This is a genomic window from Nocardia sp. NPDC003693, from assembly GCF_053981095.1.
This window is the reverse complement of the sequence record NZ_JBSFNO010000001.1, coordinates 223,977-249,662: the sequence shown is the minus strand read 5'-3', so window position 1 is coordinate 249,662 and position 25,686 is coordinate 223,977. Positions and strand designations below refer to the sequence as shown.

The window sequence follows — 25,686 nt, the reverse complement described above, 5'->3', positions numbered from 1 at the left end:
CTACGCGCTACACCTTCCCGTGTCCTGTTTGACCGCGGGCAGCACGACGACCTGTCCGGACGGATCGTTGACCCGCACCGAGATCGAGCACAGGTAGTAGTGGATGAAGTTGCCGTAGGTGCCGGTGCGCGCCATCTTGCGGAAGTTCTCCGGCGCCAGCGCGATTCCGCTTTCGAGGCGATCGCGGGTGTCATCGAGCTGTGGTGCGAGACGCGCGAGTTCGTCGACCGTGCCGGCGAGGCCGGGGCGCGCCCGGGTGAGCAGGTCCGCGAGCGATGCCGTTCCGTTGTCGAGCGCGGTAACAGCCGCGCCGATCGGGTCGCGCTCGGCGGACAGCTCGCTGACGAGCTGTTCGAGCCGGTCGATGGTCAGCCCGAATTGTTCTCCGTCCGTGGACAGGGTGGCCATGACGGTGTTGAGGTTGTCGATGAGCTGCTGCACCACGGCGCCGTTGTCGGCCAGGGTGGTTGTGAAGGAGGTGGTGCGCGCGAGCAGCGAGCCGACCGTATCCTCTTTGCCCTGCAAGATTTCCAGCAGCGACCAGGTGAAACCGTTGACGTCGCGGGCGTTCAGCCCCGAGATCACCGGCTTCAGGCCGCCGAGCAGCACGTCGAGATCCAGTGCGGGCGTGGTCTTGTCGGCGGGTATCCGCGCGCCGGCGGACAGTATCTCGGTGCTGGCCGGTCCCTCGGTGAGTTCGAGATACCGATCCCCGACCAGGTTCAGGTAGCGCACAGCGGCCTTGGTGCCCGTGGTCAGGGCGACCGTGCGGTCGGTGTCGAAATCTACTGTGACGGTGTGGTCGTCGAGCAGCTTCACGGTGCCGACCGTGCCGACGCGCACCCCCGCGATGCGGACGGTGTCCCCCGGGCGCAGGCCCGAGGAATCGGTGAACACCGCGGAATACTTCGTCGACGCCCCGCCCCGGAAGTCGCCGAACACCAGAATCAGCAGCCCCGAGAGCACGACCATGACCACCGCGAACGCGGCGAACTTCAGCAGCGGTCCGTTGCGGCGCTCCATTACCGGCCCCCGTTCGCCGCGCCGGTCCCGAACAGCAGGTGCTGCAACCACTCCGAGTTGAAGGTGATGCCCTGCTGACCGCGCGCGTACGGATTGGCGCCGACATCGGCGACCACGAACGGCGGATGCGAGTCGTAGGGCACCGGCACCACCGAACACTGCGGTCCGCCCGAGGCCGCGACCTTGGGCAGGTTCTCGGGATAGCTGTAGGGGAAGGTGCCGAACAGGAAGTTGGCCGAGATCATGACGCCCTCGGCCTCGGCCGGTGGCAGGCGATCGAGTTTGGCCAGGCCCGTCACCCCGCAGCGCAGCGCCTCGCGGTACTCGTTGGTCAGAGACAGCGTCGGGCCGAGCAGGTGCAGCGTGCTCGCGAGCGAGTCGGCGTTGTCGGACAGGACCTGGTTTCCGGTGTCGGACAACCCGATCACCCCGGTCAAGAGCGCGTCCAGGTTCTGCTGCTCCTCGACGAGGGTGGTGGCGATGGTCGTGGCGTCGGCGGCGGTGCTGACCAGCGCGGGCGCGCCGTCGGCGTAGGCGGCCGCGACCGCGGGCAGGTGCGTGAGGTCGGCGTCCAGCGCGGGGAGCGCCGGTTCCAGCTGTGCCAGAAAGGATTCCAGATCGGTCAGCAGCTGGCCGATGCGCTGGCCCCGCCCCTTGGTGGCGGTGGCGATCGCGCCCAGGGTCGCGTTCAGCTTCTCCGGTTCGATCCTGCCGAGTACCTGCGTGAGCTGCTGGAAGATGGTGTTGATCTCGACGGTCACATGGTCGGCGTCGAAGGTCTGGCCCGCGGACAGCGCTGCGGGCGAAGGGTTGTCGGGCGCTATGAACTGCACGTATTTGGCGCCGAACACGGTGGTCGAGGCGATGTCGACCGACACGTTTGCCGGGATACGGGACAGCTGCGCGGAGTCGATGGCCAGCCGGATCACCGCGACGCCGTCCGCGCGCTCCTCGATCCCGGCGACCTTGCCGACGGTGACGCCGCGCATCTGCACCTTGGCATCGGGATACATGACCAGCCCGGCCCGGCCCGCGAGCACGGTCACCGGCACGGTCTCCTCGAGACCGCCTTCGAACAGGGTGACCGCGCCGCCGACGGCGCCGGCGATCATCCCTATGGACAGCAGACCCACCAAGGGGCGCAACAGATTCGAGAACACCGCAATGCCTATCCGGAGAGATTGAAATTCCCGTTGGCGCCGTAGACCGCCAGCGAGACCAGCAGCGTCACCGAGACCACCGCGATGAGCGAGGTGCGCACGGCGTTGCCGACCGCGATCCCCACTCCCGCGGGACCGCCGCTGGCGAAGAAGCCGAAGTAGGTGTGAATGAGCAGGATCGTCAGCGCCATGGCCAGGGCCTGCACGAACGACCACACCAGATCGATGGGGTTGAGGAAGGTCGAGAAGTAGTGGTCGTAGAGGCCGGCGGACTGCCCGAGCAGCACGACCGTGGTGAATCGGCTGGCCACGAACGAGGCGATGACCGCCAGCGCGTAGAGCGGGGTGATGGCGACCATGCCCGCCACCAGCCGGGTGCTGACCAGGTAGGCGATCGGTTCGATGGCGAGGGATTCGAGGGCGTCGATCTCCTCGTTGATCCGCATGGCGCCCAGTTGCGCGGTCGCGCCCGCGCCGAAGGTCGCCGCGAGGCCGATGCCCGCGACCACGGGCGCCGAGATGCGCACGTTGATGAACGCGGACAGGAATCCGGTCAGCGCCTCGATGCCGATGTTGCCCAGGGAACTGTAGCCCTGCACCGCCAGCGTGCCGCCGGTGGCCAGGGTGAGGAACCCGACGATCACCACGGTGCCGCCGAAGACCGCCAGCGCGCCCGCGCCCATGCTGATCTCGGCGATGAGCCGGATGGTCTCGCGGCGATAGTGCATGGCCGCGTAGGGCGTTCGGGTGAGCGCCTTCAGGTAGAAGATGGTGTGGTCACCGACGCGGCCCAGGCTCACGATCGGACGGCGCACCCGGCGCAGGGTCGCCGGATATCTGGCGGCGATGGTCATGAATCCCCCTCATCGTGCCGTCATCTGGATGCCGATGGCGGTGACCACGACATTGATGACGAACAGCGACATGAACGCGTAGACGACGGTCTCGTTGACCGCGTTGCCGACCGACTTCGCGCCGCCGGTCACGATGAGCCCCCGGTAGCAGGCGACCAGGCCCGCGACGATGCCGAACAGCAGGGCCTTCACCGACGAGATGAGGACCTCGTCGAGTCCGGTGAGCAGGGTCAGGCCGGCGGCGAACGCACCCGGATTGACGTCCTGGACGAAGACGGAGAAGACGTAGCCGCCCAGGATGCCGATGATGCAGACCAGGTTGTTGAGCAGGAACGCCACCAGCCCGGAGGCGAGCATGCGCGGGGTGACCAGGCGCTGAACCGGATCGATGCCGAGCACCCGCATGGCGTCGATCTCCTCGCGGATGGTCCGCGAGCCCAGGTCCGCGCACATGGCGGTCGCGCCCGCGCCGGCCACGATCAGGACCGTGACCATCGGGCCGACCTGGGTGACCGCGCCGAACGCCGCGCCCGCCCCGCTCAGATCCGCGGCGCCGAGTTCGCGCAGCAGGATGTTGAGGGTGAAGCTGACCAGCACGGTGAACGGAATCGCCACCAGCACAGTCGGAATCATCGACACCCGCACGATGAACCAGGACTGCTCGAGGAACTCGCGGGTCTGGAACGGACGGACGAAAGCGAAGCGGACCGCGTCCGCCGACATGGCGAACAATCCGCCGATGGTTTGAAAAACGCCGGTGCTCCGCCGGGCCATCCAGGTGGATCGGGGAATCAGTTTCGAGGCCATGAGCTCACCGCCCCTCCACACCGTTGGGAAATGGCATTCTCGAATGTGACCTAGCCTACATGCCCGATTTGAGAATTCAATACTCGCCGGGTCCGGTGATGCCGTGCGCACAGAACGCCCAGGCCTCGTCGGCGGTGATCGGCCGCACGTCGCCGTCCACCGTGCCCGGGTGCGCGATGTACATGACCGTCTGCATCGTGATCGCGGCCAGGCGCCGCGGGTTGCCACCGGCGCGCAGCCGACCTGCCGCGCCGACCCCTTCGAGCAGGTCGGCGAACACCGCGAACAACGCCGCGTGCGCGACCCGCACCTCGGTCGGGTTCGAGGTGCGCAGCTGCGGGGAGAAGTCGGTGAACAGCGGCCGCTGCGCGTCGGGATCCGGACGGCACAGCTGGAACAGCAATTCCACGGCGACGCGCAGCCGTTCCAGTGGATCGTCGAAGGTGTCCGCGGCCGCGCGGATCTGGGCCGCGGTCTTGGCCATCGCCTCCTCGTACAGCGCGAGCAGCAGCTGATGCTTGCCGTCGAACTGGAGGTAGAAGCTGCGCAGCGACTGTCCCGAACGGTCGACGATCTCCTGCACGGTGAAGTCGATGCCGGCCTTCTCGGTGATGAGCGCCTGGGCCGCGTCCAGGAACTGTTCGACGCGTAATTCGGCGCGGACCGCCGCGGCTCGCAGTGCGCGATCGACCGCGCGCTGCTTCCACGCGGCCGGCCGGGTTTCCCCCGTGGTGCTCATGGCCGTCTCACTTCCCTTGCTGGTCACCCCTCGGTAGAGTACCGTTCTCATTCACGGAAGGGACATTCTTCCGAACTGAGATCAACAAATTCGGAAGGAACCACCGTGGGACGTGTTGAGGGCAAGGTCGCATTCATCACGGGTGCCGCACGCGGTCAGGGCCGCAGCCACGCCGTGCGTTTGGCCGAGGAGGGCGCCGACATCATCGCGGTCGACCTGTGCGAGGACATCGAGAGCCTGGGCTACGCGCTGGCGCGCCCGGAAGACCTCGAGGAGACCGCGCGCCTGGTCACCAAGACCGGCCGCCGTGTGGTGACCGCCAAGGCCGATGTGCGCAAGGCCGACGAGCTACGCGCCGCGCTCGAGACCGGCATCGCCGAACTCGGCAAGCTCGATATCGTTGTGGCACAGGCGGGTATCGCGGGCATGAAAGGCAAGCCGCCCGTGCAGGCGTGGTCCGACGTCATCGACGTCAACCTGATCGGCACCATCAACGCCATCCAGGTCGCGCTGCCGCACCTGAGCGCCGGCGCCTCCATCATCGCCACCGGCTCGGTCGCCGCGCTCATGGACGCCTCCAAGAAGGACCAGCCCGGCAAGGATCCCGGCGGCTACGCCTACGTGCACTCGAAGCGGGCACTGTCCGCGTACGTGCACGACCTGGCAACCAACATCGCGCCGTTGGGCATCCGCGCCAACGTGATTCACCCGACCAACGTCAACACCCCCATGCTGCAGAGCGAGCCGATGTACCGCTCGTTCCGCCCCGATCTCGAGCACCCGACCCGCGAGGACGCCGAGCCCGTGTTCGCCGTGCAGCAGGCCATGCCGATCCGCTACGTCGACCCCGAGGACATCAGCAACGCCGTGCTGTACCTGGCCTCCGACGAAGCCCGCTATGTGACCGGCACCGCCGCGCGCGTGGACGGCGGCGGCTACCTCAAGTGGTACGACTACCACATCTGACCAATCGAAGTCTCAAGGCGCACAGCCGATTACGGAACTATAGCGAGGAATGGACGATGAAGGTCCAGGTCGATTCGGAACGCTGCCAAGGTCATACGCTGTGCGCCCTGAGCGCACCCGCGGCATTCGAGCTCAGCGAGATCGACGGTCACTCGTCACCGGCGTTCGACGGTGACGTACCCGCCGATCAGGAAGAGCCGGTGCGCGAGGCTGCCCGATCCTGCCCCGAACGCGCCATCACCCTCATCTGAGGCGACCCGCCGACAGGCGTCACATCGGACCACCGGAGGAACACACAGTGAGCATCGACGATGTCGCCGTCGGCGAGGATCGCAAACGCAACAGATACCACTTCGACCGCCACACCGCCGACTACCGCGGCAAGTTCGAGACCATCACGCAGGAGCTGCACGAACGCTGCCCGGTGGCCTGGACGGACACCTACGACGGCCACTGGGTGGCCAGCAGCGCCGACGCGGTCTTCGAACTCGCGCGCTGCCCGCACGTGTCCAACGATCACGATCTGCGCGGAGAACGCAAGGGCTACAAGGGAATCTCCATCCCGACCGCGCGACGGGCGGCGGTGGTGCGCGGCGGCATCCTGGAAATGGATGACCCCGAGCACCGGATCTACCGGGCGGTCCTGAACCCCTACCTGTCCCCCGCCGCGGTCAAGCGGTGGGAGCCGTTCATCGACGAGATCGTCCGGGCCAGCCTGGACGAGAAGATCGAGAGCGGCAGTATCGATTTCGTCGACGACCTGGCCAACGTGGTGCCCGCGGTCCTGACCCTGGCCATGCTCGGCATCGCGCTGGACAAGTGGTCGACCTACAGCGAACCGGTGCACGCGGCGGTATACACCCCCGAGAACTCGCCCGACGCGGTGCGCGTCGCCGAGATGCACCGGCAGATGGGCCTCGACCTGGTGGTCAATCTGCACGAGATCCGCGAGAATCCGCGCCCCGGCCTGGTTGACGGACTGGTCCAGATGCGGATCGACGGCGAGCCCGCCCCCGATCTCGAGATCCTGGGCATGCTGGGCCTGATCATCGGCGGCGGCTTCGACACCACCACCGCGCTCACCGCGCACGCCCTGGAGTGGTTGTCGGACAACCCCGATCAGCGCGAGTTGCTCAGCCGCGAACGCGAGACGCTGCTCAACCCGGCGACCGAGGAGTTCCTGCGCTTCTTCACCCCGGCCCCGGGTGACGGCCGCACCATCGCCGCCGACTTCGACGCCGCCGACACCAGTTTCGTCGAGGGCGAGCGGCTGTGGCTGTCGTGGGCGATGGCCAACCGCGATCCCTCGGTGTTCCCCGAGCCGAACCGAATCGATCTGGACCGCAAGGGCAACCGGCACTTCAGCTTCGGACTGGGCATTCACCGCTGCATCGGCTCCAACGTCGCGCGCACGGTGTTCAAGTCCATGCTCACCGCGGTGCTCGACCGGATGCCCGATTTCGTCTGCGATCCGGCGGGCGCGGTGCACTACGACACCATCGGCGTCATCCAGGGCATGCGCAAGCTGCCGGCCACGTTCACCCCCGGCAAGCGGCTGGGCCCCGGACTCGACGAGACCCTGGTCAAGCTGCAGCGGATCTGCGTCGAACAGCAACTGGCGGCGCCGGTCACCATCCGGTCGCAGGCCGCGGTCATCGACTGAGCTCGTCCGATCCCCCTCTCTCCCAGGAGTTCCGGCTTTGGCGTACGTGATCACCCAGAACTGCTGCAAGGACGCCAGCTGCATACCGGCCTGCCCGGTGGATTGCATCCGCCCGCTGTCCGGCGGCGGCGATCCCGGGGCGCAGATGCTCTACATCGATCCGGAGACGTGTATCGACTGTGGAGCCTGCGCGGACGAGTGCCCGGTCGGGGCGGTGTATTCCGAGTACGACCTGCCGCCCGAGCTCGAGCGGTTCCGGGACATCAACGCCGCGTACTTCGAGCGGCACCCGCTGGAGCCGGTGACGCCGGAAGCGGCTCCGGCCCAGGCGATACCGGCGCGCGCGGAGTTGCGGGTGGCGGTGGTCGGCGCCGGGCCGGCCGCCTGCTACGCCGCGGCGGAACTGCTCGGCATCCCCGGGGTCGAGGTCGATCTCTTCGAACGCCTGCCCACCCCGTTCGGATTGATCCGGGCGGGGGTGGCGCCCGATCACCAGCGGACCAAGTCGATCGTCAAGGTCTTCGATCGCGCGTTCTCCGACAGCCGGTTCGGCTGTCATCTGCACGTGGAGGCCGGGCGCGATATCAGCCACGCCGAGCTGCTCGCCCACCATCACGCGGTGATCTACGCCGTGGGCGCCTCGGACAGCCGGGATCTCGGGATCGCGGGCGAGGATCTGCCCGGCAATCACGCGGCCGCGGATTTCGTGGGCTGGTACAACGGGCATCCGGACTACGCCGAGCGGGAGTTCGACCTGTCCGGGACGCGGGCGGTGATCATCGGCAACGGGAACGTGGCCCTGGACGCGGCGCGCATGCTGCTGCTGGACGCGGAGGCGCTGGGGCGCACCGATATCGCCGAGCACGCCGCGGATGCGCTGGGGCGCAGCGGTATCGACGAAGTGGTGATCCTGGGCCGGCGCGGACCGCGCGAGGGCGCGTTCTCGGCGGGTGAGTTCCACGCGCTGGGGCACCTGCCGGGTATCGACGTGATCGTCGAGGGCGGGGACCTGACCGCGCATCCCGATGACGACGTGGAGACCACGGTCAAGCTGGAACTGGCCCGGGAATACGCCGAACGCGAGCCGACACCCGGCAACAGGCGGATCGTGTTCCGCTTCAACACTTCCCCGGTCGAGTTCGCCGGCGACGACCGGGTGACCGGATTGCGTCTGCTGTCCACCGTTCCCGGCGCGGACTCCACCGAACTGCTCGAGACCGGGCTGGTGCTGCGGTCCATCGGATTCCGCGGCCGGGCGCTGGACGGGCTGCCGTTCGACGCGGCCGCCGGGATCATCCCGAACGACCGCGGGCGGGTGGTGGATGCCGACGGGCAGGCGCTCGACGGCACCTATGTCACCGGCTGGATCAAGCGGGGGCCGCGCGGGGTCATCGGCACCAATCGAACGTGTGCGGCGGAGACGGTGGCGCAGCTGTGGGCCGATTACGCCGCGGGCGCACTCACCCGCGACGTCGGGGACCGTGCGGCGGTGCGTGCGCTGCTGGCCGAACGCGGTGTCGCACCGGTCGATTGGCCCGGGTGGCGCGCGATCGACGCCGTCGAGCGGGAGCGGGGCGCGAGCGCGGCCCGGCCCCGGGTCAAGTTCGTCACCATCCCGGAACTGCTGGCCGGCGCACGCGGCTGAGACCGACGCACACACCATCGCTTGGAGGCGTGATGAAGGATCTCGTGGACCCCGGTATCGACATCGAGCCGGACCTGGAGGCGCTCGCGCGCGCCGAGTCGAGTGTGCTGCTCGCGGCGGCCGAGGAGGCCGAGGCGGATGCCGCCGCGGCGGAGGCTATGGCGGCGGCCGCCAAGGCGCGGGCGCGGGCGACGGCGTTGCGGCGGCGGGCCGAGGCGGTCGCGAAAGCGGCTGACAGCGAGGGCGATGGCTCCGGGGGCGCGAGCATCATCGTGCCGGAATCGGTTGCTCCCGTGGCTGATGAGACCTCGACCGCAGACGCGGATAGGTCGTCGAGCGAGACCGACGTGGACGAGGCGTCGAGTGCCACTGCGCCTTCGGGGTCGAGTGCGGAGCCTGATGCCAAGGACAGTGTTACCGACGACGACGAGAAGACCGTCGACATCGCTGTCGCCGAACCCGCGGGATCGCGGGTGGCCCGGTGGACGGCTCGCGCCCGGACGGGCGGGCGCCGCACGGCACTGGTCGTGCTGGCCACCGCACTGCTGGTGGCCTCGGCCGCCACCGGGGCGTTCTCGGTGTGGAATCACCACCGGCTCACCGGCGACGAACGCCGTACGGCGGAGTTCAGTGCCGCCGCCCGGCAGGGTGTGGTCGCGTTGACCTCCCTGGACTTCAACCGCGCCAAGGACGACGTCCAGCGGGTCCTGGACAATTCGACCGGAGCCTTCCGGGAGGACTTCCAGAGCCGCGCCGAGGATTTCACCAAGGTCGTGGAGCAGTCGCAGGTCACCACCGAAGGCCGGGTCACCGCGACCGCGGTGGAATCCATGACCGATGATTCAGCGGTCGTCCTGGTCGCGGCCACCTCGCAGATCACCAATTCCGCCGGGGCCAAACAGGAACCGCGCATCTGGCGGCTCAGCGTCACCGTGACCCGGGTGGACGGCCAATTGAAGATGTCGAAAGTGGAGTTCGTACCGTGATCACCACATTGCGCACCCGGCTCGCGCGCAAGGCCGCCCTCGCGCGCCGCGCCCCCGGCGCCCTCGTCCTGACCGTGTGTACCGTCGCCGCCGTGCTGGCCGCCGCGAGCCTGATCTGGTGGCAATACCTGCCCGACAGCCGCATCGACGACGGCGACTCCGCCGCGGCCCTGGCCGCCGCCAAGGACGGCACCGTCGCGCTGCTGTCCTACGCCCCGGAAACCCTCGACCACGATTTCGACACCGCGAAATCCCATCTCACCGGCGATTTCCTGACCTACTACACCCAGTTCACCCAGCAGATCGTCACCCCGGCCGCCAAGGAGAAGGCGGTCAAGACCAGCGCCACCATCGTGCGCGCCGCCGTGTCGGAGCTGCACCCCGAGGACGCCACCGTCCTGGTCTTCATCAACCAGACCACGACCAGCGCCGAGAAGCCCGAGCCGGCCATGACCGCCAGCAGCGTCCGGGTCACGCTCACCAAGACCGACGACGTCTGGCGCATCTCGGCCTTCGACCCGGTGTAGGGTCCCTCCGCCCGTGGTTTCGACTGCGCCACAGGTTCATTCGCGGACCAGTCGGTTTCGAGGCGGTGGACGGGGCGGCTCGCGTGCTGGCTATCGTGTGGTGACTGCACCGAGATCGGTGTCACCGCACGAACAAAGGTGAAGGGCCAGTGCTGGTCAACAACGGTGAGCAACCGGGGGAATCCGAACCCTGGCCCGTTTCCGCCCCCGAACCCGTCCTGCTGCCGCCGCCGGAAGTGACCGCCTGGCAAGGGGATCCGTACTCGTGGCTCGATGAGATCGAGGACGACTGGGAGCTCGACACTTTCGATTCACGCGGGTACTTCGACGACACTCCGGAGGACGGCGAGCCGAGCGAGGATCGTTCGTCCCAGGGCGAGGATTCCGAGGCCGATGAGCCGGAGCATCCCTCCGAGGCCACTGATTCCGTCGACGGGACCGAGACCGACCCGGCGTCACCCGAACCGGTGGTATCGACTCGACAGCCGGGTCGCGATGATTCGGACGCCGACGCCCCCGCTCCGACCACCGAGCCCTTGCCCAGGGACGACTCGACCCCGCCGCTCGGGTCCGATGTCGTGCGCACAGATCCCGAGGGCGTCGAGCCCGATACGAATTTCGAGGCCCAGAGCCCGCCGGAAAGCGCACCCGTACAGCCTGATTCGTATGCGGTGACGTGGGCGGCCGTCCTCGGGCAGCCCCGGCAGCGCGCACGTTCGAAGTCGTTGCCGCCGGGCCCCGCGGCGACCACCCGTCCCTCTCGCACAGTCGGGTCGTCCGTCCTGCGGGTGACCCGATCTCTTCCGGCATCCTTGAAGAACATCCCGCGAGTACGCATCACGTGGTCGCCACCCGGCTCATCGGCCGGCCGTGCGCAGTCCTCGGCCGAAACTCCGTCCCTTGTCGCGCGTGCAACCCGCTCGCTCCCCGCCGCTCTGCGGCGTGTGCCCCGCGAGCGCGTCCAGAGCGTGATCGCGGGCGCACTCGCCCTGGGCGTGTTGGTCGGCGGTGCCTGGTGGCTGGTGACCGACGCCCGGACGCACACCGAACCCCGCAACACCCGCGTCGATACCCCGGTCAGCGTGCCAACCGAGCCGACCACCGACCAGGACCGTCCATCACAACCGGCCCCCACGTCACCGTCGCGCGTCTGCTACCCGTTCGATTGCTGAACCCGATCTCGACGGGTACGGCGTGCGCGCTCGAATCTGTTGGTAGAAGCGCTGTTTCGTACTTTCGCGAGACGCTGGCGGCACGGCCGAAGCTGCCCGCGCCCCTGCGGTCCACGGTCAGCGGCTCCAAGGGGATCGCGCTGATCTATTCGGGCCTAGGACTGCGCGGCGCGGTACAGCCGACGGGTAAGTCGGCGGTCGATCGTGCCTGCCCGGCCTCTCGGTCGGCTTGGCGGGAAAGGGAATTGGTTGTTGTCGGAGCCGAGAAGTAACTTCTGTTCGGTCGGCTGATCGCCGGTGCTACCGAACAGAAAATGGTCCATCCATGCGCAAGATTGTCCTAGCCTCCATCGCCGTCGGCACGGTCATCGGCTCCGTCGGCCTCGGCCTCGGTACCGCGTCCGCCGACCAGGGTGATCCGATGCTCACCTGGGAGGTGGACGAGGGCCTCACCTTCCACTTCGGCGACAACGTGATCGAGCCCTACCCCGGCTCGCAGTCGTGCTACTTCCGGATCGATCGCGGGAGCAACGGGCGGATGTACGACCTGGTCGGCAGCGGCTCCGGCAAGCCCCAGCAGCCGTTGAGCGGCACCATCACCGGCCCGACGACCCTGTCCCTGGCGACCGAGGACAAACTGACCTCCGACTGCTACCCGTCGATCCTGGGCTGAGCGTCGCGGCCGGCGCGGAGGGATCGCGTCAGCGCTCCACCCGCGCCCGGCCGGAGGTCAGGCGTTGACCGCCGCGCGGCGACGCCACACACCGATCGCGTCGGTCGCCAGCAGCGCCCACGCGACGAGGACCGGCTGGAACACGAGCCGCACCGCGCGCTTGGCGTCGGAGTCGAGCCCGAACGCGTCCCGATGCTCGACCAGCTGCGCAATGTTCCCGGGGAAGATGACGACGAAGAACGCCGCGGCGATCGCGCCGACCAGCGCACGCCGCGGCTGCTTCCACACCAGGAGCAGCGCCGCCCCCAGCGAGATCTCGACGACCCCGGACGCCAAGACGACGAAGTCGGTGTCGAGCGGGAACCACGACGGCACCTGGGCGCGAAACTCCTCGCGGGCGAAGGTCAGATGGCTCGTACCCGCCGTCGCGAGCATCACGCCCAGGAAGGCCTGAGCTGCCAGCCGAAGCCTGGACGGGCGTTCGTTGTTGATCACCATACAAAAAGCATCGCACACGATGTATCCCTGCGCGCGTCACCACATTCGCGTGGCTGGTCCGGGCGGCGCGATCCGTAATCCAGGGCAGTAGTGCAACATCTCGATGAGGATGGCCTCGGTCGAGTAGGGATGCAGCTTCACCGGCGACAGCATTATCGACTCGTTGCGGAAGACGCTGGACGGACGCAGGGTGGGGACCCTACGTAACAGCGGGGAATCCCATTCCACAGCCTCGTTCAGAAGGATTTCGACCGCGTTGGAGCGGCCGCTCGGACGCAATCGGACCGCGGCTACTTCGTGCCAGAGAACCTTCCGGTGCGGGGGAACCAGCACTCCCTCCCCGTCGAGAACGAGCTCGGGCCGGTTCCGAATCAGTGCCAGCACGGACGCGGGTATCGCCACCAGCGCGAAGATGAGAGTTCCTCCACCCCAAACGGTTCGAGCGAACGGCCCGAGTTCCTCGACCATGACGGTCAGGACGCCGAGAACACCGATCACCGGCGCGAATATGACAAGCATGATTTGCGCGCCACGCGAACCCGGATAGACCGTCTGGTCGTTCATCTTCGCCCAGCCTTTCCACACCTCGCTCGCCGACCGAAAACGTCAGTCAGGCAACATCGCTCGACCCAATCTATCCCGCGTGGATACCGGGTCTCGCCGATTGCGGCGAGGCGGCCGACTGTATTCGCGAGATACTCACGCCATTCGGCGGCACTCAGCGACCGCTCAGACCGTGGAGGAACGACTCTGGCATGGCCTGATCGAAGCGGCGAATCGAGAACAGCATCCACGGGATTACAGTCGGTACGCGGGGCAGTCGAATCGAGAAAGGCTTGTGCCGTGACCGCTGAACTGCGTGGCGTCACCGTCCGCGTCGACACCGGGCGATGGCGCGAAACCGTGCTCGAGGACGTGAACCTGGACGTGCCGGCGGGCCGGATCACTGCGGTGCTCGGCGGTCCTGGATCCGGGAAGTCCATGCTTGCCCGTGTTCTCGCCGGGCGGCTGCCGACTACCGCGCGGTGCAGCGGCGAGGTCGTGATCTGCTCGGAGACCGTGGTGGACCACCATGTGCCGCAACCTGTTCAGCGTGTGGGGTACGTCCCGCAGGACGGGGTGGACGCATTCGAGGCCGAGCAGACCGTCGGAGGGCAGTTGCGGGCGATTCAAGGGCGGAACGGGGTCTGGAGCGTCGAACGGGCATGTGCCGTGGCGCACTATCCCCTCGACGCGCTGGAGCTGCTCCCCGAACACAACTCCGGAGGGCAGATCCAGCGTGCCGCTCTCGCCGCGGCGTTGCTGGCGGAGCCGCGGGTTCTGGTCGCTGACGGCCCGACCAACTCACTCGATGCCGGTACGGCTTACCAGGTTTGGAGATCGTTGCGTGACTACGCCGACTCCGGCGCAGCGGTGCTCGTGATCAGCAACGAGGTGTGGATGATGATCAGTCGTGGGTTCGCCGATCGCATGGTCCTGATGGACGGGGGGCGTGTTCGATCGGCGGGGACGACCACGGCGATGATGGACTACGACCCTGTCGTGCAGGCCCTGTTTCGAGCTGGCTGATTACCGGAGGGCGCACGCCTTTCTTCGCGACCGCGATTTCCCGCCGACGGGTCGGTCAGCGGCCGAAGCGGACGTCGAGCCAGGCGAGTACGTCGTCGTTCGCGGCGGCGACTATGCCGCGATGATCGACGCCGGGGTAGGTGCGGTACTCCAGTGGTTGGGCGGCCAGGCGTTGCTGGGCGACCATCAGGTCGGTGCCGGACGGGGGAACGACCGTGTCGGCGGAGCCCTGGATCACCAGGACCGGGACGGTGTGGGTCAGGGTGCTGGCGTCGTTCGCGTTCAGGACCGCGCCGAAGGTCGTCGTGTCCGCAGCGGGGCGGAACAGGGACGAGAGGGGTTCGCCTGCCCACGAATCGGATTCGCGGAGGCCGTCTATGCAGCGTTCGTCCGCCTGGGGCAGCAGGGTCGAGCCCGTGGGGGTCAGGAAGCGGGCGGGGTCGACGTCGGCCACCGTCTGGGCGCCGCGAATCATCAACGGCAGGAACGCATTGGAGACCTGTGGGAGAACCGTTGTGCCGACGGCGGCGGCGAGCGGGCCCGCGGCGGCGACCAGCGCCTGATGGGATGCCGGGGCCTCGGCCACCGCGCCGAGCAGCTGCAGTTCGGGCGCCCAGCTCGGGGCCTGGGCGGCGGTGAAGACGGCCGCCTGCCCACCCTGGGAGTGGCCGACGGTCGCCCAGCGGGTGCCGATCTCGGGGTCGACCGCGCGGGCGGCGCGGGCCATGTCGGTGACGGCGCGCTGCTCCGCCTCGCCGATCAGGTAGCCGTGCGGGCCTTCGGTGCCCAGGCCCTGGTAGTCGGTCTGCGCGACCGCGTAGCCGGCGGCGATCAACCGCGCCTGGGTCTCCCGGACCAGCGAGGTGTAGGCGTGCGCGGGGAAATCGGGACCCGTATCGCGCGAGGGCGCGCAGCGGTCCGCGACGCCGGTCGTGCCGTGCGCCCAGGAGATCAGCGGCCAGCCGCCCGCGGGCGGGACGCCGTCGGGCACCGCGACAGTCCCCGACACCGCCACCGGCCGGCCCTGCATGTCGACCGAGCGATAGAGGACGAGGTGGTTCCGGGCGCCCGCGATCGCGGGTTCGCCGCTGATCGGCTGCGACCGGATCACCGTCCCGTGCTCGCCGGGTACCAGATCCGCTGCCGGGGTGTAGAACCCGAGTCCGTCGGCCGGGTCGGCGCTCGCCGCCCCGCCCTGGCACAGCAGCACGGCTGCCGCCATGACCGATACCGCCGCCGGTAGTACCGATTTCGCCGTGCGCATCGCGACTCCTTGTCTCGCCGGGGACCGGTCCGCGCGAGCCAGCCACGCACCGCGATCCGTAGTGGATCCGATCGTGAAATGTATGCGATTCGGACGCCGCCCGGCGCACGCGCGGGGCGTGTCCTTCGTCATCGCTTCGACCCCTTCACTCCAGTAGCGCCGCCAGCCCCCGATCCTGTATCCGCGCCCCGGCCGCCGCCAGCGCCGGCAAGGTCCCGGACACGATGTGAGCCAGGATCTTCGCGTTCGCCAACGGCAACAGCACGACGCCGTCGGCCACCTTGGCGGCGTAGATGTCCGAGATGAGACCGGCCAGGCCCGCCGGGGTTCCGATGTAGCGCAGGGTCGCCGGGGACGGCGGGGAGTCGACGAGCGCGTCCAGGCGCTCGAGGGCGCGATGCGCGCTCGACACGTCCTCCGCGATGATCACTTCGAGGTCGACCAGCACGATCGTGTCGGCGGGGCCGCGCCCCGCGGCCGCCGCGTCGGCTTTCCACTGCGCCGTACGCCGTTTGGTGCGCAGCAGATCCGTGGTCCGAACCCGGCGCACCGTCGCGGGGTCGAGCGGGTTCGACGTGGTGAGCTCGATCCAGGTGTCGGCGAGCACGAGCGGCCGGTCGAGTGCCGCGGCCGGATGGTGACCCGCACCGGATGGCTCGACGGCCACACACAGCGCGACGCCGGTATCGGAGAGCAAACGAGACATGGTGAGTCCTTTCCAGATTCGCGGCGTCATCTGGATGCGGTGCCGGTGCCGGCACCGGTGTCACGATCGCGAGTGCGTGCCGCGAAATACCGCCGGATATGGCCGGCGCTGCCACTGGAGCCGCCCCGGGCGCGTGCCCCGGCTACTCCGAACGTTCACAGCGGGAACGTGATTCGTATCATTCGCGATCTTGGCCCGGAAGTCCACAGGCTGCGCCGAACCTGCCGAGATTCAGGCGGGCGGCACCAGGGTGTGCAGTACCACCTTGCCCTGCGCGTGCGCCTTGGCCTGATACAGGCTCACGTCCGCGGCCTCGAGCAGCGTTTCGGCATCGGTGGTGGTGACCGGCGTGACGACTGCTCCGATGCTGGCCGAGACCGGCAGCCGATGCGCCTGCACCGCAACGGGATCGGCCAGTGCGTCCAGCAGCGCGGCCGCGATGTCGGCGACCTCGTCACTGCTGACAGGCGGCCGGATGAGCACCACGAACTCGTCGCCCCCGAGCCGGGCGACCACGCAGTCCCGGTCCCCCACCGCGTTCTCGAGCCGTTTCGCGACGGCGACCAGCACCTGATCGCCGATGCGATGCCCGAACCGGTCGTTGATGCGCTTGAACCTGTCCAGATCCACGAAACACAGCCCGGCCTGCTGGCCCGGGGTCGCGGCGGTGAGCATGACGCCCATGTGCTCCAACAGGTCACGACGGTTGGCCAGCCCGGTCAGCGCGTCGACGCGGGCCTGGCGATGCAATTCCTCCTGCAGCCGGTGCCTTTCGGTGACGTCCTCGCCGACCGCCATCAGGTAGTCCTTGCCGCCGACGTCCGCGACATAGGTGACGGCGAAGCGGGACCATCCGCCACCGCCGTCGGCGCGCAGCGTGCGCCGCTCGAGACGCACCGTGCCTTCCCGGGCGGGCACCAGTTTGTCGAAGATGAGGGTGCGAATCTCCTGCAGATCATCGGGATGACTGTGGTCGAACGGTGCGATGTCGCCCGGAACGGCGGGCGTCAGGCCGAGCAGATCGACGAAGGCGCGGTTCACCATCAGCGGCGTGCCGTCGATCTCCCCGAGCCCGACCGCGACCGACACCCGATCGAACATGGCCTGGAACAGCTCGACCCGGCGCTCGGCACTCGAAGGACGATCGGCCGCCCGCGACTCGGCGTCCGCCTCGTTCGCCGCCAATTCCCGGCATCGCCGCTGGTGCCCGGTCCCGAGCGCGGCCATCGTGACGGCCGTGCGCGCAGCGGCATCGGCGTGGTCGGTGTGCTCGCCGAGCCGGAAGAGCACCCCGGCCGACACCGCGGGCACGCTCGCGTCCAGCAATCCGGAATCCGCCAGGCCAGCACCCACCCGCGCGCCGGCCTCGCTGTCGAAGTCCGGCGCCCGCATCGCGGTGAACAGCTCACCTGTCCAGGCGGTCAGTGACCGGTCACCGGCCTGCCATCCGGCCTCGCGCAGCGCCCGCCCCCACATCCCCGCCAGGTGCTCGGCATCGCGCATGTACGCCCTTCGGATAGTCGCCGGTGCGGGTCCCGCCGAGTCGGCGGCCCGCGTCCGGCACGCGGTAATCCCGGGGCAAATCTACTAGCCGCGCGCGGTGGTTCCGGCCCGCACGGAGCGACGCGGCAAAGAATCATGTTCTCAATTTTGGAGAATTAGATATCGCTTCGAGGCCGTACTGGCCATATGATCGAACGATGCGGACTCGGGAACCCCAACCCGCCTGGATGCGGAGGTCGGTCGACCGCTCGCTGCACACCGCCCGCCAACGCGCCGGACAGCGCGCGAACCGGTTTCTCGACGCCGCGCAGGCCGCCATCACCGAGAAGGGCAGCACCGACATCACCGTGCTGGACGTGGTCGAGCGCGCGGGGCAGTCACTCACCAGCTTCTACACCCGCTTCAACGGCAAACATGAACTGCTGCTTGCCCTGTACGAGGAAACCCTGGATCGGACGGTCGAGCAGATCCGCGCGGCCACCGCCAACTACGACGATCCGATCGCCAGACTGCGCATCGCCGTCGAGTTGCTCTTCCAGCTGTGCCGCCCCGATCCCGGCACCTACCGGCCGTTGTTCACCGAGTTCGCCCCGCAGCTGCTGCGCGCGGACCCGGCCGCCGTGCGCAAGGCGCACGCCTCGCATTTCGCGCTGTTCACCGAACTGCTCACCGACGCTGAGGATTCGGGCCTGCTCGCACCCGGCGCGAATCCCCGCCGGCTGGCCGCGATCACCATGCAGGCGATCATGTACGTCGCGCGGCCGACCGCGGCCGACGACACCGACCCGATCTCGTCCGAGGACGTCTGGCGCTTCTGCTCCGCGGGGTTGATCGGCGATCGCGAACGGCCAACGCCCTGAGGCGAATTCGCCCAGTCCGACCGCAGCCCGCACGCCGTGCGTTCCGATTCGGCACGCGGCATCGACGTGCCCGCCCGGATCAGTCGCAGCCGAGCGGACTCAGATCCGCGACGATCGGCGGCCAGGACGACATTCCGCTGCACAGCACTTCGGTCGCGTCGACCCGGCAGCCCTCGGAATCCATACCCAGGCCGGCGGCGGTCAGCGCCTGCGCCTTGAACACGCGCGCGGCGGCGCTGAGCCGGTGCAGGACCGGATCCACCGGATACTCCGCGCTGACCGGCCAGCCCGCGCCCCAGCCGACCACCTGAATACCGCCGTCCGCCAGCGCGAGTCGCAGACCTTCGCCGGTTCGGGCATCGCGGGCGATGACATCGGCGGCGATGGCGATGGCGTGCGGCTGCCGTCCGGACCCACCCGAGTCCAGCACCGCCTTCAGGTCGAGCACCTCCGCGCCCAGGATTCGCATCGGGCGGTCGTCGTCGGCCGGCTCGTCCACCAGCACGCTCACCTCCCATCCGGCCGAGGCGCGGTCGAAGAGCCAGCCGCCGGCGTGTTCGACCACGTCGGCGATGTTGGCCGCCACCACGTCCAGGCGATAGCGGATGTTTCCCCATTCGAATCGCGAGCGGGCGCCGATGATCCGGGAATCACGTACACCGGCACGCTGTGATGGGTCGAATGAGCGAGCGTCCATGATTCCGACGATAACACCATTCTTGCTGTTGGGAACCATGAAATCCAACCTTGGTAGATGATCATGATGTACATGCCTCTCCAAAAATGATAACGTCATTCTCGCATCCATGAACGACTCCTTGGAGGATCCAGATGTCGGCTCCGACCAGCAGCGCTTCCCTGTATCCGCCGGGCGGCTTCGGCCCGCCCAAGGATCGGCGCGGTCACGCCGCGGGCACCCTCGGCCTGCCCGCGGGCACCGAGGTGTTCTCCGCCGACAATCACATCTCGCTGGCGCACGACATCTTCTTCGAGCGGTTCCCCACCGAGCTCAAGGACAAGGCGCCTCGCGTCTGGTACGAGGACGGCGCCTACCAGCTGGGCCGCAAGGGAAAGTCCTTCCTGCCCGGCGATTTCAGCCACGTCCTGATGCAGTACGACCCCCTGGCCGGCTCGGGCAGCGCCGATCTGAGCGCGCGCATCGCCGATCTGCGGGCGGACGGCATCGCCAAGGAACTCGCCTTCCCGAACGCGCTGCTGGCCCTGCTCTTTTACCCGGACAAAGAGATTCGCGAACTGTGCTTCCGGATCTACAACGCGTACATCGCCGAGCTGCAGGAACAGTCCGGCGGTTGCTTCTACGGCGTCGGGCTGATCAACTGGTGGGACGGCGAGGGCGCCCGTCGTACCCTGGCCGAACTGAAATCCCTGGGGCTCAAGACATTCCTGCTGCCGCTGTCCGCCGGCAAGGACGATGACGGCAAGGTCATCGACTACGGCGGGTCCGCGATGATCCCGGTGTGGGAGGCCATCGAGGAATCCGGTGTCCCGGTCTCGCACCACATCGGCGAATCCCCGCTGTCGGCGCCCTGCGAGGTCAACAGCGTCGCGGTCGGCATGATGCACAACGTCGCACCGTTCCGGGAACTGTTCTCCAAGTACATCTTCAGCGGCATCCTCGACCGTCACCCCGGCCTGAGCGTGGGCTGGTTCGAGGGCGGGGTGAACTGGGTACCCGCCGCGCTCCAGGACGCCGAGCACATGCTCGCCTCCTTCCAGCACATGCTCGACCGACCGGTCGAACACGACGTGCGGTACTACTGGCGCAACCACATGCGCGCCTCGTTCATGGTCGATCCGCTGGGGCTGTCGCTGATCGATCAGATCGGCGTGGACCGGGTGATGTGGTCCTCGGACTACCCCCACAACGAGAGCACGTTCGGCTACTCGGAGAAGTCCCTGGCCGCGGTGGTGGAGGCGGTGGGCCCGGCCGACGCCGCGCGGATCGTCAGCACCAACATCGCCGAGTTCCTGGGCCTGTGAATCCGAATCCCGGTGAAAGCGACTGAACTTCGATGACATCATTCCTGTCCCCCGGGCTCTCGACCTTCGAGATACCCGAGCTGCCCGACCGCGCGCGGATGCGCCGCGAGACCGGGGCCCGGCTGCGGGCGTCCATGGCCGCGCAGGGCGTCGACGTGCTGGTGCTGCTCAACAACAGCAGCGTCGCCTACGCGACCGGGGCGAACTGGCCCCTCGGCGACGCCGGGCTCGCGCACGTGGAGCGGCCCGTGGCCGTGGTGGTGGCCGGTGATCCCTGGCCGCACCTGTTCCTGCCGTTCCGCGAGGGCGCCGCCGGTGAGTCCGAGCTGCCCGCGGATCACCTGCACGGTCCGGTGTATCTCGAATTCGACGAGGGCGTAAAGCTTTTCGCTCGGCAGCTGGCCGAGATCCGGCCCGCGGGGGCGACCGTCGCGGTCGACGAGTGCACCGGCGCCATGCTGCGCGCACAGGCCGAGCTGTTCCCCGCCGGCCCGCCGGTGGATGCGGCCACGGTGGTCGGCCCGGCCAAGCTGATCAAGACCCCCGACGAGATCTCCTGCATTCGCACCGCCTGCCGCATCACCGAACAGGCGATCGTGGACGTGCAGGCGGCGGCGGTGCCCGGGCGCAGGCAGATCGATCTCTCGGCGCAATTCATCCGGCGCGCTTTCGAACTCGGCGCGGGCGCCACCATGCTGGACGCGATCTGGCAGGTGATGCCCGAGACCAAGGCCGCCGGGGTGTGGACCACGCACGGCGACCTGGCGCTGCCGCTGCTGACCACCGAGCGCGAACTCGCCGCCGGTGACGTGCTGTGGACCGACGTCAGCATCACCTACGGCGGCTACTGCTCGGACTTCGGGCGCACCTGGCTCGTCGGTGACACCCCGAACGCGCGCCAGCGCAGCCAGTTCCGGCGCTGGCGCGACATCTTGACCGCAGTGCTGGACGTCACCAAGGCCGGCGCCACGGCGGCCGATCTGGCCCGGGCGGCCATCGCGGCCAACGACGGGAACAAGCCGTGGCTGCCGCACTTCTACCTGGGCCACGGCATCGGCGTCAGCGCCGCGGAAATGCCCATGATCGGCACCGATCTGGGCGCGGACTACGACGAGAACTTCGTCTTCGAACCCGGCATGGTGCTGGTGCTCGAACCGGTCGTCTGGGAGGACGGGACCGGCGGCTACCGCAGTGAGGAAATCATCGTGATCACCGAGGACGGCTGGACCGCACTCACCGACTACCCCTACGCGCCCTATGAGAACTGAGATCCTGCCCGACGAACGGGCATTGCGACACGGACGACGCGCCCGCGCACTCGAGCAGATGCGCGCGCACGACCTCGACGTACTGGTGCTCGGACGCCAGGGCAACGCCCGCTACGTCGCGGGAGCGCCGCAGCTGTGGGTCGCCGGCACCCGGCCGTTCGGCCCGGTCGCCACGCTGGTGCGCGACAGCGGCGCGGTGCATCTGCTGAGCACCTGGGACGAGGGTGTGCCCGAGGACATTCCGCACGAGAACCTGTACGGGCTCGCCTGGAATCCGATGAACTTGATCGAGGTGCTGCGCGGCATCGGCGGCGCGGACAGCGCGCGCCGGGTCGGCACCGACGCGCTCTCGCCCACCTTCGCGAAGCTGCTGCCGATGGCCTTCCCGAACGCCGAACTCGTCGACGGCGAGATCGCGATGCGGGCCGCGCGACGCATCAAGACACCGGAGGAGATCGCGACACTCGATGCGGCGCTGCGGGTCGCGCAACTCGGGCTGGAGAGCGCCCGTGCGCGCCTGGTTCCCGGCGTCACCGAGCAGGAGGTGACCGGTGTGCTGCTCGAGGCCATGACCGCGGGCGGCATCAGCACCCCGGCGGCCCAGGATTCGGTGTGGGTGACCTCGCGGACGCATCCGTGGCGGCGGCGCGACGCCGACCGCCGGGCCCACACCGGGGACCTGGTCGCCGTCTCGGCCAGTGTGCTCGGTGACGGCTACATCGGCGAGGTGGGCCGCACGTACCCGGTCGGGGATGCCGGGCACGAGGGCGCGCGGGCGCTGTACCGTCGCTGGGACGCACTGTGGGGCAGGCTGTTCGAGGCGTGCCGCCCGGGTGCGAGCACCACCGGTCTGCTCACCGCCTACGAGAAGGCCGGCGAGCCGCTGCCGCCCATGCCGGTCGCGCGCGGGCTCGGGATGGGTTTCGATCCGCCGGTGGTCTCGCCGCATCTGCCCGAGACCGCGGCGGCCGAGGTCCTCGAGCCCGGCATGGTGCTGGCGGTGACCGGCTACGTGTGGGATGCGGGCGTGGGTGCGGTCTTCGGGCGGGACGCGGTCCTGATCACCGACGACGGAGCGCGGGTGCTGACCGACGCGCCGCACTGGCCGCACTCCTAGCACGAGGAAGTTCGAACCCGGCCGTCGTACTCCGGCGGCCGGGATCACGCGGCGGCTGACGCTGCCTGTCGCACCGTTCCGGGCCGGCGACCGCCCGGACGGTTTCGACCCCGATCACGGTGAGAGACAATGGCATCCAATCGATCCGGACGCGGTTCCGCCCCGCTGACGCCGCTGCACGGGTGGCGGGTGGCCGATCTGTCCAGTGGCATCGCGGGCGGGTACTGCACGAAGCTGCTCGCCGATGGCGGTGCGGAGGTCGTGAAACTCGAAGCACCGCAGGGTGACTCACTGCGCTCCTGGACCGCGTCGCACACCGCGCTCGCACCGGGCCGGGACGGCGCGCTGTTCGCGTTCCTGGCGGGCGCCAAGCACAGCGTGGTCGCCGATCCGGCACTCGACACCGATCTGACGCTGGTGGAGGGGATCCTCGCCGCCTCGCAGGCCGTGGTCTGGACGCCGGGTTCGGCACTGGCCGAGCATCCGTCGTTGTCGCCCAACGAGATTCGACGCAGGCATCCGCACCTGGTGGTCACCGCCATCACCCCGTTCGGACTGGAGGGTCCGTGGGCGGGGCGGGCGGCCACCGAGTTCACCCTGCAGGCCTGGTCCGGGGGAATTATCGGGCTCGGTCGCGGAGCACCGGACGAGCCGCCCGTGCACGTGGGCGGGCGGATCGGGGAATGGTTCGCGGGCGCGTACGCCTCGGCCGCGACCCTGACCGCGCGCTGGCGCACGCTGGGCACGCGGGCCGGGGAACTGTGCGACGTATCGATGCTCGAGACGCAGATTCTGGGGCTGACCTATTACCCGGTGTCGTTCCACGAGGGGCTGGGGCGGCCGTTCCGGACGCAACGGCGACTCAGCGTGCCGGGCGTGGCCGGGGCCGAGGACGGCATGGTGGCCGTGGGGTGCGGGACCGCGCAGCAGTGGTTCGACCTGTGCGCGATGGTCGGTCATCCGGAGTGGATCGACGAAGGCTTGGATGCCGGCATCACCGAAACCGCCGGCCGCAAGGCGCCGGAGATCATGGCGTGGATGGCGGCGCATCCGGTGTCGGTGATCAGCGATCTGGCGACGGCGTTCCGCATACCGAGCGGGCCGATCGCGCACGGCGCCAACGCGCCCGAGCTGGATCAGCACGCGGATCGCGGATCGTTCACCACCAATCCGCGCGACGGCTTCCGCCAGCCCGGACAGCCGTATCGCACCACGCCGGAGCTGCTGCGCGCGCCCGAACCCGCGCCCCGGCTCGGGGAGCACACCGCGCACTATCGGTCGGCGAGCGCGCCCGGCGAGCCCAACGGCCGGGCCGCGGGCGGACGCGAACCCGATCCGCTCCCGTTCCGGGGGCTGCGGGTGCTGGATCTGACCACGTTCTGGGCCGGGCCCTCGTGCACCCACTACCTGGCGATGCTGGGCGCGGAGGTCGTGCACGTGGAATCCGCGCAGCGGCCCGACGGCACCCGGTTGGTCGCGGGTGTTCCACTGTCCGAGGATCAGTGGTGGGAGCGGTCGCCGATCTTCACCGGCCTGAACACCAACAAGCGCGGACTGACGCTCGACTTCCGCTCCGATCAGGGCCGAGAGATCCTGCGCCGCTTGGTCGCTCGTTCCGATGTGATCGTCGAGAACTACACACCCAGGGTCCTGGAACAATTCGGGCTCGACTACGCGGAGGTGCGGGCGCTGCGCGCGGACGCGATCATGGTCCGCATGCCCGGCTTCGGGCTGACCGGTCCGTGGCGAGACAACCCGGCCTTCGCCTACGTCATCGAGGACACCTCGGGCCTGACCTGGCTGACGGGACACCGCGATCGAAATCCGGTGGAGCCCTACTCGATCGGTGATCCGAACGCGGGCGTGCACGCCCTCAACGCGCTGCTGCTGGCGCTCGAGCATCGCCGGACGACCGGTTCCGGCGTCCTGATCGAGGCGGCGATGGTCGAGGCCGCGTTGAACGTCGCCGCCGAACAGGTCATCGAATACTCCGCCTACGGGGTGCTTCTGGAGCGCGCGGGCAATCGCGGTCCGGCCGCGGCCCCGCAGAACCTCTACCGTGCGGCGGGCGCGGACGAGTTCGGGCGCAAGGACTGCTGGATCGCGCTCGCCGTGGAAACCGACGACCACTGGGACAAACTCGTCACCGCCCTGGGCAATCCCACCTGGGCCCGCGCGCCCGGCCTGGCCACGGCAGCGGGCCGCCGCCGCGAACACGACCTCATCGACACCCGGCTGGCCGCGTGGTGCGCCCGCTACGACAGCGATGCCATCGTCCGAATCCTCTGGGACGCAGGGGTTCCCGTGGCGAAAGTGATGCAGCCGCATCGGCAGACCGAGATCCCGCAGCTCGAGGCCCGCCGCTTCTTCGAGTCCGTCCCCCACCCCGTCCTGCCGATCGCTCGCCACAGCACCCTGCCCGTGCACTTCTCCCACGGTCCCGGCACGTTCCATCGCTCCCCCGCACCGCTGCTGGGCCAGCACAACACCGAGATCCTCACGGCATTGGGCTTCGGCGCCGCGGACATAGACGCGCTTATCGCGCACGGGGTCGTGGGCGGCACCCCCGAGGTGGTCAGGGCGGCCACCGCCTGAGACGGGGTTGCCCGGCCATTGCCATAGATGCACGCGCAGGCGTTCATTAGGGTAGCCTGACCTGGCTTTTGATGCCTTTCGATTGGGTCT

At 68.9% G+C, this 25,686-nt stretch carries 25 protein-coding genes; 14 read left to right on the top strand and 11 right to left on the bottom strand.

Annotated features, from left to right (window positions below; all coding sequences use genetic code 11):
* The 5 genes from ACWDOP_RS01300 to ACWDOP_RS01280 all read right to left on the bottom strand — a co-directional run bounded on the left by ACWDOP_RS01300 (position 1) and on the right by ACWDOP_RS01280 (position 4,583).
* Positions 1-1,023, bottom strand: coding sequence for an MCE family protein (locus tag ACWDOP_RS01300; RefSeq protein WP_456343354.1), 1,023 nt, complete (start codon positions 1,021-1,023; stop codon positions 1-3).
* The gene (locus ACWDOP_RS01295) at positions 1,023-2,183 is read right to left on the bottom strand and encodes an MCE family protein (RefSeq protein ID WP_456343353.1); all 1,161 of its coding nucleotides are present in this window, start codon (positions 2,181-2,183) and stop codon (positions 1,023-1,025) included. The genes ACWDOP_RS01300 and ACWDOP_RS01295 overlap by 1 nt, the downstream gene beginning before the upstream one ends.
* 8 nt (positions 2,184-2,191) lie before the next feature.
* Complete coding sequence (locus tag ACWDOP_RS01290) at positions 2,192-3,037, bottom strand: ABC transporter permease (RefSeq protein WP_454204995.1); 846 nt, start codon at positions 3,035-3,037, stop codon at positions 2,192-2,194.
* A 9-nt stretch (positions 3,038-3,046) separates the two neighbouring features.
* On the bottom strand, positions 3,047-3,811 hold the full coding sequence (locus ACWDOP_RS01285; protein WP_454205095.1) for an MlaE family ABC transporter permease: 765 nt from the start codon (positions 3,809-3,811) through the stop codon (positions 3,047-3,049).
* A gap of 109 nt (positions 3,812-3,920) precedes the next feature.
* Complete coding sequence (locus ACWDOP_RS01280) at positions 3,921-4,583, bottom strand: TetR/AcrR family transcriptional regulator (protein WP_456343819.1); 663 nt, start codon at positions 4,581-4,583, stop codon at positions 3,921-3,923.
* Between the two features lie 105 nt (positions 4,584-4,688).
* Here ACWDOP_RS01280 and ACWDOP_RS01275 point away from each other — a divergent pair, with 105 nt between their 5' ends.
* From ACWDOP_RS01275 to ACWDOP_RS01240, 8 genes are all read left to right on the top strand, one after another.
* Positions 4,689-5,549 (top strand): mycofactocin-coupled SDR family oxidoreductase, encoded by an 861-nt coding sequence (locus tag ACWDOP_RS01275; protein WP_456343352.1) that lies wholly within the window; start codon positions 4,689-4,691, stop codon positions 5,547-5,549.
* Positions 5,550-5,605: 56 nt separating this feature from the next.
* Positions 5,606-5,800: a ferredoxin gene (locus tag ACWDOP_RS01270; protein ID WP_454204997.1), complete on the top strand. Its 195-nt coding sequence runs from the start codon at positions 5,606-5,608 to the stop codon at positions 5,798-5,800.
* Positions 5,801-5,847: 47 nt separating this feature from the next.
* Positions 5,848-7,212 carry a cytochrome P450 gene (locus ACWDOP_RS01265; protein ID WP_456343351.1) on the top strand — a complete coding sequence of 455 codons (1,365 nt, stop codon included), beginning with the start codon at positions 5,848-5,850 and terminating at the stop codon, positions 7,210-7,212.
* 37 nt (positions 7,213-7,249) lie between these two features.
* Positions 7,250-8,857: a 4Fe-4S binding protein gene (locus ACWDOP_RS01260; protein ID WP_456343350.1), complete on the top strand. Its 1,608-nt coding sequence runs from the start codon at positions 7,250-7,252 to the stop codon at positions 8,855-8,857.
* A gap of 32 nt (positions 8,858-8,889) precedes the next feature.
* Positions 8,890-9,843, top strand: coding sequence for a hypothetical protein (locus ACWDOP_RS01255; RefSeq protein WP_456343349.1), 954 nt, complete (start codon positions 8,890-8,892; stop codon positions 9,841-9,843).
* Positions 9,840-10,370 carry a twin-arginine translocation pathway signal gene (locus ACWDOP_RS01250; protein ID WP_456343348.1) on the top strand — a complete coding sequence of 177 codons (531 nt, stop codon included), beginning with the start codon at positions 9,840-9,842 and terminating at the stop codon, positions 10,368-10,370. Before ACWDOP_RS01255 ends, ACWDOP_RS01250 begins: the two co-directional genes overlap by 4 nt.
* A gap of 149 nt (positions 10,371-10,519) precedes the next feature.
* Positions 10,520-11,542, top strand: a complete 1,023-nt coding sequence (locus tag ACWDOP_RS01245; RefSeq protein ID WP_456343347.1) for a hypothetical protein — start codon at positions 10,520-10,522, stop codon at positions 11,540-11,542.
* Positions 11,543-11,867: 325 nt separating this feature from the next.
* On the top strand, positions 11,868-12,215 hold the full coding sequence (locus ACWDOP_RS01240) for a hypothetical protein (RefSeq protein WP_456343346.1): 348 nt from the start codon (positions 11,868-11,870) through the stop codon (positions 12,213-12,215).
* A gap of 57 nt (positions 12,216-12,272) precedes the next feature.
* Here ACWDOP_RS01240 and ACWDOP_RS01235 read toward each other — a convergent pair whose 3' ends face one another.
* A complete protein-coding gene (locus tag ACWDOP_RS01235; RefSeq protein ID WP_456343345.1) occupies positions 12,273-12,713 on the bottom strand; it encodes a DoxX family protein in 441 nt (146 codons plus the stop codon).
* Positions 12,714-12,749: 36 nt separating this feature from the next.
* Positions 12,750-13,277: a hypothetical protein gene (locus tag ACWDOP_RS01230; RefSeq protein ID WP_456343344.1), complete on the bottom strand. Its 528-nt coding sequence runs from the start codon at positions 13,275-13,277 to the stop codon at positions 12,750-12,752.
* A gap of 279 nt (positions 13,278-13,556) precedes the next feature.
* Here ACWDOP_RS01230 and ACWDOP_RS01225 point away from each other — a divergent pair, with 279 nt between their 5' ends.
* Positions 13,557-14,282 carry an ATP-binding cassette domain-containing protein gene (locus ACWDOP_RS01225; RefSeq protein WP_456343343.1) on the top strand — a complete coding sequence of 242 codons (726 nt, stop codon included), beginning with the start codon at positions 13,557-13,559 and terminating at the stop codon, positions 14,280-14,282.
* Between the two features lie 55 nt (positions 14,283-14,337).
* Here the strand turns inward: ACWDOP_RS01225 and ACWDOP_RS01220 are convergent, their stop codons facing one another.
* The 3 genes from ACWDOP_RS01220 to ACWDOP_RS01210 form a co-directional block, all read right to left on the bottom strand.
* Entirely contained in the window at positions 14,338-15,546 is a 1,209-nt protein-coding gene (locus ACWDOP_RS01220) for an alpha/beta hydrolase family protein (RefSeq protein ID WP_456343342.1), read from the bottom strand.
* Between the two features lie 145 nt (positions 15,547-15,691).
* On the bottom strand, positions 15,692-16,252 hold the full coding sequence (locus ACWDOP_RS01215; protein WP_456343341.1) for a hypothetical protein: 561 nt from the start codon (positions 16,250-16,252) through the stop codon (positions 15,692-15,694).
* Between the two features lie 231 nt (positions 16,253-16,483).
* A complete protein-coding gene (locus ACWDOP_RS01210; protein WP_456343340.1) occupies positions 16,484-17,755 on the bottom strand; it encodes a diguanylate cyclase domain-containing protein in 1,272 nt (423 codons plus the stop codon).
* Positions 17,756-17,952: 197 nt separating this feature from the next.
* Between ACWDOP_RS01210 and ACWDOP_RS01205 the strand changes: the two genes are divergently transcribed.
* Complete coding sequence (locus tag ACWDOP_RS01205; protein ID WP_456343339.1) at positions 17,953-18,615, top strand: TetR/AcrR family transcriptional regulator; 663 nt, start codon at positions 17,953-17,955, stop codon at positions 18,613-18,615.
* A 79-nt stretch (positions 18,616-18,694) separates the two neighbouring features.
* Here ACWDOP_RS01205 and ACWDOP_RS01200 read toward each other — a convergent pair whose 3' ends face one another.
* Positions 18,695-19,312: a hypothetical protein gene (locus ACWDOP_RS01200; RefSeq protein ID WP_456343338.1), complete on the bottom strand. Its 618-nt coding sequence runs from the start codon at positions 19,310-19,312 to the stop codon at positions 18,695-18,697.
* A 134-nt stretch (positions 19,313-19,446) separates the two neighbouring features.
* Here ACWDOP_RS01200 and ACWDOP_RS01195 point away from each other — a divergent pair, with 134 nt between their 5' ends.
* The 4 genes from ACWDOP_RS01195 (at position 19,447) to ACWDOP_RS01180 (ending at position 25,596) form a co-directional block, all read left to right on the top strand.
* Positions 19,447-20,616 (top strand): amidohydrolase family protein, encoded by a 1,170-nt coding sequence (locus tag ACWDOP_RS01195; protein WP_456343337.1) that lies wholly within the window; start codon positions 19,447-19,449, stop codon positions 20,614-20,616.
* Positions 20,617-20,648: 32 nt separating this feature from the next.
* Positions 20,649-21,884, top strand: a complete 1,236-nt coding sequence (locus ACWDOP_RS01190; protein ID WP_456343336.1) for a M24 family metallopeptidase — start codon at positions 20,649-20,651, stop codon at positions 21,882-21,884.
* On the top strand, positions 21,874-23,001 hold the full coding sequence (locus ACWDOP_RS01185; RefSeq protein WP_456343335.1) for a M24 family metallopeptidase: 1,128 nt from the start codon (positions 21,874-21,876) through the stop codon (positions 22,999-23,001). Before ACWDOP_RS01190 ends, ACWDOP_RS01185 begins: the two co-directional genes overlap by 11 nt.
* 129 nt (positions 23,002-23,130) lie before the next feature.
* Complete coding sequence (locus ACWDOP_RS01180) at positions 23,131-25,596, top strand: CoA transferase (RefSeq protein WP_456343334.1); 2,466 nt, start codon at positions 23,131-23,133, stop codon at positions 25,594-25,596.
* Positions 25,597-25,686: the final 90 nt, after the last annotated feature.

Bases quoted from the DNA above. Each gene is read 5' to 3' on its own strand.
- ACWDOP_RS01300 (WP_456343354.1), bottom strand. From the start codon at position 1,023: ATGGAGCGCCGCAACGGACCGCTGCTGAAGTTCGCCGCGTTCGCGGTG.
- ACWDOP_RS01290 (WP_454204995.1), bottom strand. From the start codon at position 3,037: ATGACCATCGCCGCCAGATATCCGGCGACCCTGCGCCGGGTGCGCCGT.
- ACWDOP_RS01285 (WP_454205095.1), bottom strand. From the start codon at position 3,811: ATGGCCCGGCGGAGCACCGGCGTTTTTCAAACCATCGGCGGATTGTTC.
- ACWDOP_RS01280 (WP_456343819.1), bottom strand. From the start codon at position 4,583: ATGAGCACCACGGGGGAAACCCGGCCGGCCGCGTGGAAGCAGCGCGCG.
- ACWDOP_RS01270 (WP_454204997.1), top strand. From the start codon at position 5,606: ATGAAGGTCCAGGTCGATTCGGAACGCTGCCAAGGTCATACGCTGTGC.
- ACWDOP_RS01255 (WP_456343349.1), top strand. From the start codon at position 8,890: ATGAAGGATCTCGTGGACCCCGGTATCGACATCGAGCCGGACCTGGAG.
- ACWDOP_RS01240 (WP_456343346.1), top strand. From the start codon at position 11,868: ATGCGCAAGATTGTCCTAGCCTCCATCGCCGTCGGCACGGTCATCGGC.
- ACWDOP_RS01235 (WP_456343345.1), bottom strand. From the start codon at position 12,713: ATGGTGATCAACAACGAACGCCCGTCCAGGCTTCGGCTGGCAGCTCAG.
- ACWDOP_RS01230 (WP_456343344.1), bottom strand. From the start codon at position 13,277: ATGAACGACCAGACGGTCTATCCGGGTTCGCGTGGCGCGCAAATCATG.
- ACWDOP_RS01220 (WP_456343342.1), bottom strand. From the start codon at position 15,546: ATGCGCACGGCGAAATCGGTACTACCGGCGGCGGTATCGGTCATGGCG.
- ACWDOP_RS01215 (WP_456343341.1), bottom strand. From the start codon at position 16,252: ATGTCTCGTTTGCTCTCCGATACCGGCGTCGCGCTGTGTGTGGCCGTC.
- ACWDOP_RS01210 (WP_456343340.1), bottom strand. From the start codon at position 17,755: ATGCGCGATGCCGAGCACCTGGCGGGGATGTGGGGGCGGGCGCTGCGC.
- ACWDOP_RS01205 (WP_456343339.1), top strand. From the start codon at position 17,953: ATGCGGACTCGGGAACCCCAACCCGCCTGGATGCGGAGGTCGGTCGAC.
- ACWDOP_RS01200 (WP_456343338.1), bottom strand. From the start codon at position 19,312: ATGGACGCTCGCTCATTCGACCCATCACAGCGTGCCGGTGTACGTGAT.
- ACWDOP_RS01195 (WP_456343337.1), top strand. From the start codon at position 19,447: ATGTCGGCTCCGACCAGCAGCGCTTCCCTGTATCCGCCGGGCGGCTTC.
- ACWDOP_RS01190 (WP_456343336.1), top strand. From the start codon at position 20,649: ATGACATCATTCCTGTCCCCCGGGCTCTCGACCTTCGAGATACCCGAG.
- ACWDOP_RS01185 (WP_456343335.1), top strand. From the start codon at position 21,874: ATGAGAACTGAGATCCTGCCCGACGAACGGGCATTGCGACACGGACGA.
- ACWDOP_RS01180 (WP_456343334.1), top strand. From the start codon at position 23,131: ATGGCATCCAATCGATCCGGACGCGGTTCCGCCCCGCTGACGCCGCTG.